Source organism: Brevibacillus fulvus (assembly GCF_016908525.1).
Lineage (GTDB): Bacteria > Bacillota > Bacilli > Brevibacillales > Brevibacillaceae > Brevibacillus_G > Brevibacillus_G fulvus.
Genome location: NZ_JAFBEB010000014.1, coordinates 20101 through 33802, shown reverse-complemented (window position 1 = coordinate 33802; position 13702 = coordinate 20101). Strand labels below are relative to the sequence as shown.

The 13702-nt window shown below is 53.5% G+C and carries 15 protein-coding genes; 1 reads left to right on the top strand and 14 read right to left on the bottom strand.

What is annotated here, in order from left to right; translation table 11 throughout:
• Positions 1-15: 15 nt before the first annotated feature.
• The 14 genes from JOD01_RS16390 to pdhA form a co-directional block, all read right to left on the bottom strand.
• The gene (locus JOD01_RS16390; protein ID WP_204519395.1) at positions 16-768 is read right to left on the bottom strand and encodes an SDR family NAD(P)-dependent oxidoreductase; all 753 of its coding nucleotides are present in this window, start codon (positions 766-768) and stop codon (positions 16-18) included.
• Positions 761-1474 (bottom strand): SDR family NAD(P)-dependent oxidoreductase, encoded by a 714-nt coding sequence (locus JOD01_RS16385; RefSeq protein ID WP_204519394.1) that lies wholly within the window; start codon positions 1472-1474, stop codon positions 761-763. Before JOD01_RS16385 ends, JOD01_RS16390 begins: the two co-directional genes overlap by 8 nt.
• Positions 1443-2513 carry a zinc-binding dehydrogenase gene (locus JOD01_RS16380; RefSeq protein ID WP_204519393.1) on the bottom strand — a complete coding sequence of 357 codons (1071 nt, stop codon included), beginning with the start codon at positions 2511-2513 and terminating at the stop codon, positions 1443-1445. Before JOD01_RS16380 ends, JOD01_RS16385 begins: the two co-directional genes overlap by 32 nt.
• Before the next feature lie 72 nt (positions 2514-2585).
• Positions 2586-2864: a PTS sugar transporter subunit IIB gene (locus JOD01_RS16375; protein WP_204519392.1), complete on the bottom strand. Its 279-nt coding sequence runs from the start codon at positions 2862-2864 to the stop codon at positions 2586-2588.
• A gap of 43 nt (positions 2865-2907) precedes the next feature.
• The gene (locus JOD01_RS16370) at positions 2908-4299 is read right to left on the bottom strand and encodes a PTS galactitol transporter subunit IIC (RefSeq protein WP_204519391.1); all 1392 of its coding nucleotides are present in this window, start codon (positions 4297-4299) and stop codon (positions 2908-2910) included.
• A gap of 62 nt (positions 4300-4361) precedes the next feature.
• Positions 4362-4883, bottom strand: a complete 522-nt coding sequence (locus JOD01_RS16365; RefSeq protein WP_204519390.1) for a PTS sugar transporter subunit IIA — start codon at positions 4881-4883, stop codon at positions 4362-4364.
• A 21-nt stretch (positions 4884-4904) separates the two neighbouring features.
• Complete coding sequence (locus JOD01_RS16360; protein ID WP_204519389.1) at positions 4905-5279, bottom strand: PTS glucitol/sorbitol transporter subunit IIA; 375 nt, start codon at positions 5277-5279, stop codon at positions 4905-4907.
• Positions 5280-5299: 20 nt separating this feature from the next.
• Positions 5300-6316, bottom strand: a complete 1017-nt coding sequence (srlE, locus tag JOD01_RS16355; protein WP_204519388.1) for a PTS glucitol/sorbitol transporter subunit IIB — start codon at positions 6314-6316, stop codon at positions 5300-5302.
• A gap of 18 nt (positions 6317-6334) precedes the next feature.
• Complete coding sequence (gene srlA / locus JOD01_RS16350) at positions 6335-6886, bottom strand: PTS glucitol/sorbitol transporter subunit IIC (protein WP_204519387.1); 552 nt, start codon at positions 6884-6886, stop codon at positions 6335-6337.
• Between the two features lie 16 nt (positions 6887-6902).
• Positions 6903-7280, bottom strand: a complete 378-nt coding sequence (locus tag JOD01_RS16345) for a transcriptional regulator GutM (protein WP_204519386.1) — start codon at positions 7278-7280, stop codon at positions 6903-6905.
• Between the two features lie 20 nt (positions 7281-7300).
• The gene (gene lpdA / locus JOD01_RS16340) at positions 7301-8707 is read right to left on the bottom strand and encodes a dihydrolipoyl dehydrogenase (protein ID WP_204519385.1); all 1407 of its coding nucleotides are present in this window, start codon (positions 8705-8707) and stop codon (positions 7301-7303) included.
• 14 nt (positions 8708-8721) lie between these two features.
• Positions 8722-10050, bottom strand: coding sequence for a dihydrolipoamide acetyltransferase family protein (locus JOD01_RS16335; RefSeq protein ID WP_204519384.1), 1329 nt, complete (start codon positions 10048-10050; stop codon positions 8722-8724).
• A gap of 13 nt (positions 10051-10063) precedes the next feature.
• A complete protein-coding gene (locus JOD01_RS16330; RefSeq protein WP_204519383.1) occupies positions 10064-11047 on the bottom strand; it encodes an alpha-ketoacid dehydrogenase subunit beta in 984 nt (327 codons plus the stop codon).
• 15 nt (positions 11048-11062) lie between these two features.
• The gene (gene pdhA / locus JOD01_RS16325) at positions 11063-12046 is read right to left on the bottom strand and encodes a pyruvate dehydrogenase (acetyl-transferring) E1 component subunit alpha (RefSeq protein WP_204519382.1); all 984 of its coding nucleotides are present in this window, start codon (positions 12044-12046) and stop codon (positions 11063-11065) included.
• Positions 12047-12292: 246 nt separating this feature from the next.
• Here pdhA and JOD01_RS16320 point away from each other — a divergent pair, with 246 nt between their 5' ends.
• Complete coding sequence (locus JOD01_RS16320) at positions 12293-13537, top strand: NAD(P)H-dependent oxidoreductase (protein WP_204519381.1); 1245 nt, start codon at positions 12293-12295, stop codon at positions 13535-13537.
• Positions 13538-13702: the final 165 nt, after the last annotated feature.

The following is a 13702-nucleotide window of genomic DNA, read 5'->3' as shown; positions in this document are numbered from 1 at the left end:
CCTCCGCTTGCCGGTTCAGTCGGCCTGAAAGGTTCGCCCGCCATCGGCCAAAATAATCTGCCCGTGGATATATTGCGCTTCCTGTTGACTCAAAAATCGCACCAGCGCCGCGATGTCGGCAGGCTGCCCCAACCGGCCGATCGGGATTTGGTCAATCAGTTTTTGCTTGTCGTCAGGATCAGGATACAAGCGATCAAGCATCTCCGATTGGATGACACGCGGGGCCACTACGTTGCAATGAATTCCTTTCCGTCCCAGCTCCGCAACCAACGCTCTCAGCAAACCAAAAGCACCGCCTTTGGAAGCAGCATAATGAACACCGCCCCCCGTCCCGGTGATCGCCGAGCCCGAGCCGATGATGACAACACTGGCCCCCTGCTGTTGCCGCATGAGCGGAAGCACCGCTTTCAGACAATAAAACAACCCGTGCAAATTAACCGCCATTGTTTTTTGCCAGGCAGGCCAGTCAATCTCCAAAAACGGGCGGCGGTTCGTGATTCCCGCTGAGTAAATAAATGAATCAATGGCGGGAAATCGACGGATGAGGTCGTCCGCCCAATGACAGACGCTCTCCCAGGAACTGACATCAACGTAATACCCAAATATGGACCCTTCGCTGTCTGCGGTCAATTCCTCGATCGCCTGTTTGTTAATATCAGCAACCGCCACCCTGTCGCCGCTTCGCGCAAACTGCCGCGCGATCTCCCGGCCGATGCCGGCTGCTCCGCCAACGACGACGATGTTTCGCTTGACTGTCGGATCAGCCATTTGGAATCCCTCCATGCACGGTCAGTATCTCTCCGTTCAAATAGACACCATAGCCGGTGCCCAGCAGCAACACCATCTCGCCGATGGCCTTGGCGAGCTGCCCGCTTTGCTCTGCACCTGCTTCCTTGGCTTCGGGGGCGAGACCGATGACCTGAATCCCCTTCCCGTGAAATTCGTGCCACAATCCTTTTGTCAGCGATTGGACAGCGCTTTGCGAAGCGGCAAAATCCGGGCTGATCTGTCCCGTGAGCGCAGCCGTCGAGGAAACATGGACAATCGTGCCGCCGCCCGCCCCAAGCATTGCCGGCAGCACTTGCTGACAGAACAAAAACGGACGATCCAGATTGAGTTGCATCGTTGTTAGCCAGTCTGCCGGGGTGAGTTGATGAAAGGAGCGGCGCTGGCCGGCCTGACAATTGTTGACCAACAGATCAATTTTGCCGCACTGTTCAAGGATCGTGGCGACCAACTGCGCAATCGTCTGCCGATCCGCAGCCGTTCCCCGCACCGGGGACAGATGAACGCCCAACGCCGTCCATTCCGCGGCCATCGTGTCCGACAGCTCGCAGCCTTCCTCGACTTGGCCATGCAGCCAGACATTCGCCCCCGCCCCAGCCAAGCGGCGGCATATTTCCTCGCCAACTGGTCCAAATCCATTGGTCACGAGTGCCACCTTATTCGCCAGCGGAAACAGTTCCAACTGCATTCCCCTCCTCCTGCTCAGGCTTGATCATCACTTTGATGACCTGTCCGGACGGATGATGGGCACACGCAATCGCCGTCGGCAGCTCCGCCAGGGAAAAACGATGGGTGATCATTTTCTCTGCGTCGACAATCCGGCTGCTCAGCAGCTGCAAGGCGGTCGGGTAATGGTAAGGATTGGACGAATACGCGCCCACGATCTTCACTTCATCCTGAAAGAAGCGAGCGGCGGGAATCGAAACTTGCCGTCCGGAAAAGGGAGCAAAGACGAGCACCGTCCCCCCTCTGTTCAGCACGTTGATCGCTTGCGGCAGCAGCGCATCCACACCAGCGGAAATGATGACGACATCAACGCCGGCGCCAGCGGTAATTTCCATCACTTCCGTTTCCAGATCGTGCGTCGCGCTGTTGACGGCATAATCGGCGCCGAATTCCAACGCCTTTTGCAAACGAAAAGGATTGAGATCACTGACGATGATCTGCGATGCCAGAAAGTGGCGGGCCAACTGGATCTGTATGCAGCCAATCTGCCCCGCTCCCATGATCAGAACGGAAGCGCCTGGCCGAAAATCGATCTTCTCAAAGCCGTGCAGACAGCAGGCAACCGGCTCGACCATCGCTCCCTGTTCGTCGCTCACCTGGGCGGGAAGTTTGCCGATCGTGTGCTGCACATGCAAAGCGGGAATCCGAATGTACTCGGCAAATCCGCCCGGTTCCACATTCGTCCGCTTGAATTGCGGACATAACGAGTAGGCGCCGCGCCGGCAGTGATGGCAAGTAAAGCAGGGTACATGATGGGCCGCGTAAATCCGGTCTCCTGCGGCGTACCCTTTGACCTCGCGCCCCACCTCGACGATCTCGCCGGCGATTTCGTGTCCCAGTACCGTTCCAGGCGAGACCAACCGATCGAGAGCTTTGTGGATGTCCGTGCCGCACAAGCCGCACGCTTTTACTTTTAGCAAAATTTCATCCGGGCCGATCATAGGCAGCGCCACTTCCTCATAACGGATGTCCCCTTTATCGTAATACACAGCCGCTTTCACTTTAGATCCCCCTTTTTGTAAAATACCCATTTGGCAGCGCCGCAGCTTTTGCCAAATGGGATGTTTTGCGATCTAGCCCAAATATTCGATTATTTTTTTCATGTCATCTTCAATCCCCATCCCGGTCAAAAACGAAATCGTTTGAATGACCGGCGTGTTGCCCACTCCGCTGACAGGCGTCGTCGCAATGATCAGATCATATTGCGAGGCTTTCGCTGGCGCTTCTGCCGCTTTGCATTGCTCGACGATCACATCGTAGCCTTTCGCTTTGAGCAGTTCTTCCACTTTTCTGGCCACTACCGTCGATGTTGCGATTGCTGTACCGCATGCCACCAAAATTTTTTTTGCCATTTTTGTTTCCTCCTTCTTCATTCACAAAATACCGCGCCCGGAATTACCCCGAAACCGTTTTCTCTGTCTTGGCCGCTTCCGCTCCGATTTCCTTGGCGTACTGCTTGCGAATATCATGGCGGACCCAGTACCACAACAGCGCATAGACAATGATTGCCAGGATCGCCGCGTAGAAGTACGGATTGGCAGGATCGAGCAGGCGGACAATCATCCAGGGAATGATGTGCGAGCCAAGATCAATGCCGGAAATGCGCGTTGCCCCTTCCGGAAAACTGAAGCCGACCGCTTTTCCCATCGTCGTGGCCAAGTCGGACAAATTGGTCGCGATAAAGAAGACGATCATCAGCGAAACAATGCTGTTGAGCAACCCTCTGATGATGTTGCCCCGCGAAGCGGCAACCGCCCAAATGACCGTAAATGGCAGCACGGACAAGTCAGCAAACGGGAGCATCCCGTTGTAAGGCAGGATGACCGCCAGCAAGATCGTGATTGGCACCATCAGCAATGCCACGGCCATGTTGGCGGGATTCCCGATGACAATCGCCGCGTCGAGACCGATATAGACGTGTTTCCCCGGGAACCGTCGGGAAATAAACTCTCGCGCTCCTTCGGAAATCGGGATCAGCCCCTCCATCAAAAGCGAGACCATCCGCGGCATCAAAATCAGCACAGCGGCCATCTTGACGCCAAGCGTTAAAATTCCTTTTACATCATATCCGCCAAGCAAGCCGATAATGATCCCCAGAACAAGTCCCATCACCAGCGGTTCGCCGAAAATCCCCAGACGTCGGCTCAACGTTTCGGGGTTGGCGTTCAGTTTGTTGAAACCGGGAATCTTGTCTTCGATCTTGTTCAATGCGTACATGATCGGGGCAAAGTTGACCGTTTCGGAGTGGGGAAGCACGACCCCTTTCAAGCCGAAGTGATGTTCGATCGCCGGTGCCGTCCAATCAGCCAGCTTGAGCGTGATGGCGGTGACCACCAGGCCAACGGCGATGGCCAGCCACATACTGTCAAAAGCATAGTAGGTTACCGAGGCCGCGAAGATCAGGTGCCAGAAGTTCCAGATGTCCAGATTGAGCGTTTTCGTAAAATTGGCGGAAAGCAGAATCACGTTTAATATCAGGACCAAAGGAATCATCAGGGGAGCTACGGGTGTGCCAAAAGAGATCGCCGCGCCGATTGGCCACCCGACATCGAGAATATCCAATTGCAAGCCCAAATTTTGCACCATCGACTGTGCCGCAGGGCCAAGCGCCCCGGTCAACAGCTCGATCACCAGATTGATGCCGACAAAGCCGACCCCAATCGTTAAGCCGGCGCGAAATGATTTTTTGAAGCCTTGCCGCAAAATCATTCCGAAGATGGTCATAATAATCGGCAACATAATGGATGGACCCAAATCAAGAATATAATCCACCGCTTGCTTGATCATACCGCACACCTCCCCATAAAATTAAAGCGCTTTCATTTATGTTTGCAGCTGTCCGCCATGTTTCAGGCGAGATTGAGCTGTTCCTGCATCAGCCGAATAACGTCAGCGGAGGCCGCGGCGTTTTTCAGTTGAGCCATGACCGCTCGTTGCTGAAACATGCCCATTAACCGCTCCAGCATCGTAATCTGCTGCTGCGGGTCTTTGACCGCCAGCATAAAGACGAGATGCGTATCTATCGTCTGTCCGGGGCTGCCCATCACCTGAAAAGCAACAGGGGTTCGCAACTGGCCGACGCCGATGGCAGGCTTGCGGACATGGATCGCATCCGTATGAGGAATGGCTACCCCCAGCTGATCGGCAAGAGGCAGGCCCGTCGGATAGACCTGCTCCCGCTCCAACACAGCCGCTAAATACGATTCTTCCACATAGTCCAACTCGCGGAGTCTCCGATACATTTGGACGATGACATCTTTGTCCGAACCGCCCTCGATCCCTAACTGAACTGCCCGTTCATCCAATTCGATCAACTGCTCCATATCGCTCAGCTCCATTCCGTTTAAATCGGCGCAATTTTGCAAATTCATTGCGGCTGTCTGTTTTGCCGCTCAACTGCCGTTTCGCTTGCGAAACAAAATTTCCGCAGAAATGTCGATGGTTGGCAGCAGCTTATCCTCTACGCAGATCGTGCCTGGCATGTCTGAATTGTCCATCCCGTTAAAGGCGATCGTTGCATGGCCCAATTCGCGGATCGTCTGGTTTGCTTTGCTGCCGACAAAATGGATGCGATACCCCTCGCCGTTGATCACCAATTCGTCACCCGCTTCTATCTCTTCTCGCAATACCCCGCCCTGATGAACAACCGCAATGTCCCTCAGATCGGCTGGCGCTGTCTGATCAAACAGGACCATCATTTTTTCTTCCAGAAACAATTGCACTTCCGCGCCGACTTCAACAACTTTTGCCGCAAAAATGGTTTTCATCTCTGCTCCTCCATCCGTTTTTATTCATACAGCCCAAAACTGAACAAATATGCGATCACCACCGCGATCGGTCCGGTGATAAAGCGCGACATCAATACAGCGGGAACTCCGACTTCAATCGTTTCCGGCTTGGCTTCACCGAGCGTCAAGCCGACCGGAACAAAGTCGCAGCCAACCTGCGGATTGATCGCAAACAACGCCGGCAAAGCCAAACTGGGCGGGATATTGCCGCGGCCGATTTCTACGCCGATCAAGACGCCGACCACCTGGGCGATGACCGCGCCTGGTCCCAACAGCGGAGACAAAATCGGCAGCGCGCACAACAGTGACAAGATCAACAAACCAATCAAGTTCCCCGCCAAGGGGGTAACAATTTTGGCAATCCAGTCGCCAATCCCGGTATAAAGGATAATGCCGATAATCGTGCTGACGAAGGCCATAAAAGGCAAAATATTTTTGATCACTTGCTCAATCGTTTCCCGGCCGGCCTGATAAAACACACTGACCACACTGCCCATGCCGCGGCCCACTTTCTCAATTATCGATTGCTTGCGATTTTGCTTGACCGTGCCCATATATTGCGCGGCTTTTTGCTTGGCTTCCTCTTTCAGTTTTTGCGGATCGACGGCAGATGTTGGCGACACCGTACCGGCTGCCGGCTGATTCTCGCTGACCAAAATGTGTTCTTCCCGCACGCCGGACACAAAATTGTCCTCTTGAATAAATTTCATCAACGGTCCAGACGGGGAAGTTGCCGTCAGATTCACCGTCAATACTCCCATTTTCGGATAAACTCCGCAGCGGGCCGTCCCCCCGCAGTCGATGACGACACAAGCCATTTGTTCTTTTTCGATCGAGGTCGTAAACCCGTCGACTGCTTCTCCCCCGGTCAGTTCGGCGATTTTTTGCGCCACCGGATGGATTCCGCCGCCCGTAACCGAAACGATATACTTTTTGCCTGCCTCGGGCTGGATGATCAACGGTCCGCCCCAACCGCCCGGTCCTTTGACGATTTTCACCGCTTGATATTGGCTCATACACATCCCCCTGTTCCTTTATGCTTGCATCGCTGCCGTTCGCTCTGCTTTTGCTTCTTTATTTTTCATCATGCTTTGCGTAATTTTCTCCGTCACAATCCCGCGAATCAAGATGACGATAATCCCCACGATAAAAAACCGGATGGCGAGCGGCCCCAAAGACAAGCCCAACTGGGTAATTCCTTGGGCGATCCCCATATAGACAAACAGCTCAGCCGGATTGGCATGGGGAAACAAACCGGTAACCGGATGGACAAATGAGACCGCTGAATCGTAAAAAGCTGGTTTTTGTTTCTCGGGTAAAAATTTGCCGAATGTATAGGCCATTGGATTGGTCAGAAAAAAGACAGCCAGTACGGGAAACAGCGTGTAGCGCAAGATAATGTTTTTTGTGCATTTTTGCGCGAAACCGTAAATCCGCTCTTCTCCGATCATTTTGATCAACGCGTTCACGGCGGTAATCAAGCAGATCAAGGTGGGGACGATGCCGGTCAGCATGCCGACAAACTGTTCTCCCCCCTTTTGAAACATCCCGATGAATCCTTCGGCGATTTTGACGAACCATTCCATGTTTCATCCCTCCTTGTCATTGAGTGGCAACATTCATCTGTCGTTCAATGTTGGCCCTTGCCCCCGCAAAGGACGGCAAGTATTTTTGCTCTTCGGAAGTGAGCGTCAGCTGGAACAGGTCGGCTCCAATAAAACGCTTACATTTGCGGAATCTGGAAAACACGGTGACGCCTGACATCACTTCGCAATCGACAATTGTCCCGTCGGTATCGGTCACGATTACCATCACGGTGCCGATGCCAAGCCGCTTTTTCTCCACGCCAACCCCCAGATAGCCCGAGGGGCGATTGCTCAATCGGGCCACCGTTTTTTGATAATGCTTCATTTGCAGGACAGAGAGCAAAATTTGCAGCAGCCAGCAGGCGATAAACAAAACGATCAGCATTCCCCACATTGGTCAGCCCTCCCGCTTCATCAGTTGACTGCTTCCAAGACCGGTTGCTTGCGCTTGAGTCTGGTCAAGATATGTTGGGCAAGTTCGCCGAGCGATTCGGAAACGGTCGGATGCGGATGGATCATTTCCGCCAGTTCTTCGACAGTGCCTTCGAGAAACATATAGGCGGAAGCCGACGAGATCATCTCTGTTACATGCGGGCCGACCATCGTCACACCCAAGATCTCTCCAAACCGCTCCTCATAGACAATCTTGACGAAACCGGCAAATTCATCGGCAGAAATCGCTTTGCCGTTGCCGATGAGATCGAATCGGGCGGTCTTGACCGACAAGCCTTGTTTTACAGCCTCTTGTTCGCTAATACCGACACTGGCGACTTCCGGCAACGTATAAATACAGCGCGGAACAACCCGGCAGCCAATCGTTTTCGCCAGACCGGAGGCGTTGGCTGCTGCGACAATCGCTTCCGCACTGGCGACGTGTGCCAACTGGTAGCCGCCGATGACATCACCGATCGCATAAACAGAAGGAACACTTGTCTCCATCCTGTCGTTGACAGCGATAAACGGCCCGTTTTTGGCCAATGGCAATTGGCTGACCGCCGAGGTGTTTGGCTTGCGCCCGACACATACCAACAAGGAAGCTGTCTCCAGGGCAAAAGCATGGCCATTCGCATCTGTACCTTTGACCGTAATCATCTTTCCGGTTTGCGCAACATGGTCGACTTTGCTCCCTGTCGCAAAACGAATGCCTTTCATTTGCAGCTGTTTTCGCAAAACGCCGGCTGCTTCGGCATCTTCACTCGGAATGATCTGATTGGCCATTTCGATGACCGTCACCTCTGTTTTCAACGCGGCAAAAATACAAGCCAACTCCACCCCGATCACACCGCCGCCGATAATCGTAAGCGAAGCCGGGATTTCGGCCAGATCAAAGATCGTGTCGCTCGTCTCATAATGGACGCTGTCCAGCCCCTCGATCGGCGGGATAACCGGAGTGGAACCGGTGGCAACGATCATCCGTTCCGCTGTTATGCGCTCTGCTTTTCCGTCAGCGACAATCTCGACCGTATGTCCATCTGGCAGCACTTGGCCATATCCTTGAAACAGGGCGATCTTTTCCTGCCGCAACAATCCGGCGATCCCTTGGCGCAGCCGCATAATCACCGAGTCCTTGCGCTGTTTCATCTTGGCTAGCGAAAAAGCGAGCGTTCCGGTTTCGATGCCCCATTCGTGCGCTTTTTCTATTGATTCAATGATTTCCGCGTGTTTCAACCACGTTTTGGAAGGAATACAACCTCTATTGAGACAGGTCCCGCCTAAATCTTTCGCTTCGATCAAAGCAACGGTTTTTCCCAGCCGGGCTGCATGCAAGGCAGCGACATAACCGCCCGGCCCACCGCCGATCACCGCAATGTCATAATGCATGTTCCGCTCACCTCCTAGACCAAAAGTTCCCACGGGTTTTCCAAAATTCGCTTCACTTCCGTCAAAAATTCCGCTGCCGGCGCACCGTCGATCGCGCGATGATCAAAAGAGAGGCTCGCGGTCATCATCGGGCGAATGACGACTGCGCCGTCCACAGCAACCGGCTTTTCGGCAATTCTCCCAATGCCGAGAATCGCTGTTTCCGGCGCGTTGATGATCGGGGTAAACGCATCGATCGCATACATGCCCAAATTGCTGATCGTAAAAGTCGAGCCTTTGAGCTGATCCGGCAGCAATTTTTGCTCCCGCGCCCGCTTGCTGATTTCCTTCGTTTCTTTGGTCAACTCGCTCAACCGCTTTTGATCGGCGTGTTTGAGCACGGGGACAACCAAGCCGTCGGGAACAGCGACAGCCACCCCGATATGGACCGCTTCATGGTAGATCAGCTCATCGCGTTCCATCGCTGCGTTCACCGCTGGGTAGCGAATCAACGCTTCCGCTGTCGCCTTGATGATCAGCTCGGTATAGGAGAGGCGCAGTCCGGTTTGTCTTTCAATGACCGGCAACAAGCGTGTGCGAAGTTCTGCCGTTTGCGACATGTCGATCTCCGTCGTCAAGGTTACATGCGGTGCCGTGAAAGCGCTGTGGGCCATCCGTTCGGCAATAACTTTGCGCATGCCGCTGATTTTTTTCCGTAGGGGTTTTGCGGCGGAAAACGAGTTGCCCACAGAGTTGGCGGCAATTACATCCGCTTTGACGATCTTGCCGTTGACTCCGCTGCCGCTAAGCGCGGACGGCTCCACACCGGCATCCGCTGCCATTTTTCGGGCCAGCGGCGTCATGCGCACCTCCGCTTGTTGTCCGGTCTGTGTGTAGTTGTCGAGATCCCGCAATTGAATCCGGCCATTGGGACCGCTTCCATTCACAGCTGTCAACTGCACTTGCCGCTCGCGAGCGACACGCCTTGCCGCAGGAGTGGCCCGCACTCTCTCATCCGCCGATTGTTGCTCGGTATTTGCGAGTGCTGTTTCTTCCGTACCAGCCTTTTTTGGCGTGGCCGCCGGTTCAGTCTGCAAACCAGGCGCCTGCTCGGGAACGTGCTCACCGGCTTCCCCGATATAACCAATCACCTGGTTGACGGGAATTTGCGCATCCGCCTGAAAATATTGTTTTAACAAGATGCCCCGCTCGTAGGCTTCCACTTCGATATTGATCTTGTCGGTCATAATCTCAAACAGCGGATCGCCGACCTCCACCGGCTCCCCTTCTGCCTTCAGCCATTGCAGGAGCGTCCCCGTTTCCATCGTACTGCTGAGCTTGGGCATGAAAATTTCCTTAGCCAACGCGGTTTCCTCCTTATCGAAAACGTAACGTGTCCTTTACAGCTGCGATGATGTCAGCTACTTGCGGGACTGCCGCTTTTTCCAACAGCGGGTTGTACGGAATCGGCACAGGCAGTCCGCCCAGCCGCTTGATCGGCGCATCCAGATAATCGAATGCCTCGCTCTCCGCGATAATGCTGGCAATTTCTCCGCCGAAACCGCCTCGTTTGACCGCTTCATGGACAATCACGACACGGCCGGTTTTTTTGACCGACTGCACAATTGTCTCCTCATCCAGCGGCACCAACGTGCGCGGGTCCACTACCTCTGCCTCGATTCCTTCCTTTGCCAACTCTGCGGCCGCTTCCAGCGCCCGGTGCACCATGATCGCTGTGGCGACAATCGTCACGTCTTTCCCGGCGCGTTTAATATCGGCTTTGCCCAGCGGAATGGAGTAGAGTTCTTCCGGGACATGGCATTTTGTTTTATAGAGCAATTTGTGTTCGTAAAAGATCACCGGGTTGTCGTCATCGATCGCCGCTTTCAACAATCCCTTCACATCGTAGGCCGTCGAAGGCTGGACCACCTTCAGCCCCGGAATGTGCGCCATCCAGGCTTCGAGGCTTTGGGAGTGCTGGGCAGCAGCCCCTGTTCCCGAACCGGCTGGCGTGCGCACCACCAGCGGCACTTTGCCCTTGCCGCCAAACATATAGCGCAGTTTGGCCGCCTGGTTGACCAGCTGATCCATCGCGATGGTGATAAAGTCGGAAAACTGCAGTTCCACAATCGGGCGCATCCCGGTGACCGCCGCCCCAACCGCACCTCCGGCAATCGCCGCTTCCGAGATCGGTGTATTGCGAATTCGCTCCGGTCCGAATTCTTCGATCATTCCCCGGGTTACGCCAAACGCACCTCCATAGACGCCAATGTCTTCGCCCAGAAGAAACACATCATCGTTTTGCCGCATCTCCTGGCTCATCGCTTCCCGTACCGCTTCCAAATATGTGATTTCTCTCATGCCAATCCTCCTCCCTCAGGCGTAAACATCTTCCAGCAAACTGTCAATGGGCGGTTGCGGACTTGTCTCCGCAAATTCCACCGCCTGCTCGATTTCCAGTCGCGCTTCCTCTTGCAGCAGATCAGCCTGTTCTTCCGTCAACACTTTGGCTTCAATCAAAACGTTTTTGAACCGTTTGATCGGATCGCGCTTGCGCCATTCTTCCTCCTCTTCGCGCGTGCGGTATTTTTTCGCATCGCTTTTGGAATGCCCTTTCCAACGATAGGTTTTGGCCTCGATCAGTACGGGACCTTTTCCTGCCCGCGCATGCTCTGCCGCTGCATAGACCGCATTCATCACTTCGAGCATATCGTTGCCGTCGATCACCTGGCCGGGAATGCCGTAAGCGACGGCGCGATCGGCGATATTTTCCACACGGGTCATCTCTTTAACCGAACCTGACATCCCGTATTGGTTGTTTTCACAAATGAACACAACCGGCAGTTGCCAAATCGATGCGAGATTGAGCGATTCGTGAAAACTTCCTTCATTGGAAGCGCCATCGCCAAAAAAGCAAAGCACAACGTAGCCCAGTTTTTTCATTTTCGAAGTAAGGGCTGCACCAACCGCCAGCGGAATTCCGCCGCCGACGATGCCATTCGCGCCCAGATTCCCTTTGTCCAGGTCAGCGATATGCATCGAGCCGCCTTTGCCTTTGCAATAGCCGGTAGCACGCCCGAACAATTCGGCCATCATCTTGTTCACATCCGCCCCTTTGGCGATACAATGCCCGTGTCCACGGTGCGTGCTGGTAATTTTGTCGGTATCCCGAATGACAGCAATCGCTCCGGCGGCAGATGCTTCCTGGCCGACACAGAGGTGGGTAGTACCATGGATCAGGCCTTTGGCAAAAAACTGGTCGACCTTTTCATCAAAATAGCGAATCAGCCACATTTGCTTATAGAGAGAAACCAGCTTTTCTTCGCTGATAGGAGCCGGAATCTTTAAAGTTTCCAACATTCTCACCACACCTTACATTTGTTCTTGTTTATGACCTTTGTAAGAATCATAAATTTTTCAGAAATTTACGTCAAGTGGTTTTTACAATTTTAATTTTGCCTTATTAATAAAATTAATTGAAATGAAAGCGGTTATAAAAATAGTTGACAGAATTTTTCAGCCATTTTAGAATGGATTCATCATTTACAAATGTTCAATGAGTACACATATGTAACCAAAATGATAAATCTAAAGGAGTTGTCAGTTATGTCCATTTACCGAAAATTGCTGCAACGCGAACAATCCGGCCAACCGATTCGTGTAGGGGTCATCGGGGCTGGCCAGATGGGCTTTGGGCTTATTTCGCAAATTTCCCGCATTCCCGGAATGATCGTGGCCGGCATTTGCGATGTGAACCGCGACGCAGCGGAGCGAGCCGGGCGCTTTTATTCCGCAAATTCGTCCTTCAACCATCCCCTCCTCGTCAGCGTGGACTTTCGTGAAGTCATTCAATCGCCGCAAGTGGAAATCGTCGTCGATGCGACCGGCGTACCGGAAGTAGGCGCCAATATTGCATTGGAGGCGCTCCGTTCCAAAAAGCACCTCGTGCTGTTGAATGTAGAAGTAGACATTACGATCGGTTCGATCATGCACCAATTGTTTCGTTCGGCCGGTATTGTTTACAGCGGTTCGGCAGGCGATGAACCTGCCGCTACGCTGGAATTGTACGAGTTTGCCAAGACGATGGGCTTGGAGGTGTTAGTGGCCGGGAAAGGGAAAAACAATCCGTTTCTGCCCGATGCTACTCCCGATACATGTGCGGCGGAAGCCAAGCAAAAGCGGATGAGCCCGCATATGCTGGCCTCTTTCCAGGATGGCACCAAAACGATGGCGGAAATGAACTTGCTCAGCAACGCCACCGGTTTGCTGCCCGATGTCACCGGGATGCACGGCGTATCCGCCGATATTCACACAGTAGCGGAAAAACTGGATCTGCAGGAGAACGGCGGCGTGCTCAGCCGCTTCGGAACCGTAGAATATGTAAACGGGCTGGCGCCGGGTGTATTTGTCATCGTCAAAAGCGAGCTTGAACCTGTCGATGATGAACTGCGCTATCTCAAGGTAGGCAACGGCCCGCATTATACGTTGTATCGTCCGTTCCACCTGGCCAGCTTGGAAACCCCGATCTCCATTGCCAAAGCAGTTTTGGAGCAGGAGTCGACGATTCATCCATTGGGTGCCCCTGTATCCGAAACCGTGGCGGTGTCGAAGCGGGAGATCAAAGCGGGTGAAAAACTGGATGGAATCGGCGGCTATTCGGTCAGAGGCGTCTTGGAGACTCATGCGGAAATGCAGCAAAACGGCCATATTCCGATCGGCTTGATCAGTGGTCAAGTCATTGCCAAGCGTACAATTCAACCGGGCCAGTTTCTCACGCACGACGATGTCGAACTGGACCCCAATACGACTGTGTGGAAGTTGAGAAACTTGCAAGATCACCTGTTTGCCTGAGGCGAAAAGTGGAGTGTTGCAGTGTTGCTCTTTTGTATAAACAGTTGCCATAACATGAACAATATAGCTGCAAAGTGGAATCTGGGGCTTTAGAGATGGAGAAAAAACTGGTAAGATGGGGTTATCAATCGTTGCAATCGTCGTCGAATATACGCTTCTGCTCCT

Coding starts and splice junctions, on each gene's coding strand:
- JOD01_RS16390 (WP_204519395.1), bottom strand. CDS start 768: ATGGCTGATCCGACAGTCAAGCGAAACATCGTCGTCGTTGGCGGAGCA.
- JOD01_RS16385 (WP_204519394.1), bottom strand. CDS start 1,474: ATGCAGTTGGAACTGTTTCCGCTGGCGAATAAGGTGGCACTCGTGACC.
- JOD01_RS16375 (WP_204519392.1), bottom strand. CDS start 2,864: ATGGCAAAAAAAATTTTGGTGGCATGCGGTACAGCAATCGCAACATCG.
- JOD01_RS16370 (WP_204519391.1), bottom strand. CDS start 4,299: ATGATCAAGCAAGCGGTGGATTATATTCTTGATTTGGGTCCATCCATT.
- JOD01_RS16365 (WP_204519390.1), bottom strand. CDS start 4,883: ATGAATTTGCAAAATTGCGCCGATTTAAACGGAATGGAGCTGAGCGAT.
- JOD01_RS16360 (WP_204519389.1), bottom strand. CDS start 5,279: ATGAAAACCATTTTTGCGGCAAAAGTTGTTGAAGTCGGCGCGGAAGTG.
- srlE (WP_204519388.1), bottom strand. CDS start 6,316: ATGAGCCAATATCAAGCGGTGAAAATCGTCAAAGGACCGGGCGGTTGG.
- srlA (WP_204519387.1), bottom strand. CDS start 6,886: ATGGAATGGTTCGTCAAAATCGCCGAAGGATTCATCGGGATGTTTCAA.
- JOD01_RS16345 (WP_204519386.1), bottom strand. CDS start 7,280: ATGTGGGGAATGCTGATCGTTTTGTTTATCGCCTGCTGGCTGCTGCAA.
- lpdA (WP_204519385.1), bottom strand. CDS start 8,707: ATGCATTATGACATTGCGGTGATCGGCGGTGGGCCGGGCGGTTATGTC.
- JOD01_RS16330 (WP_204519383.1), bottom strand. CDS start 11,047: ATGAGAGAAATCACATATTTGGAAGCGGTACGGGAAGCGATGAGCCAG.
- pdhA (WP_204519382.1), bottom strand. CDS start 12,046: ATGTTGGAAACTTTAAAGATTCCGGCTCCTATCAGCGAAGAAAAGCTG.
- JOD01_RS16320 (WP_204519381.1), top strand. CDS start 12,293: ATGTCCATTTACCGAAAATTGCTGCAACGCGAACAATCCGGCCAACCG.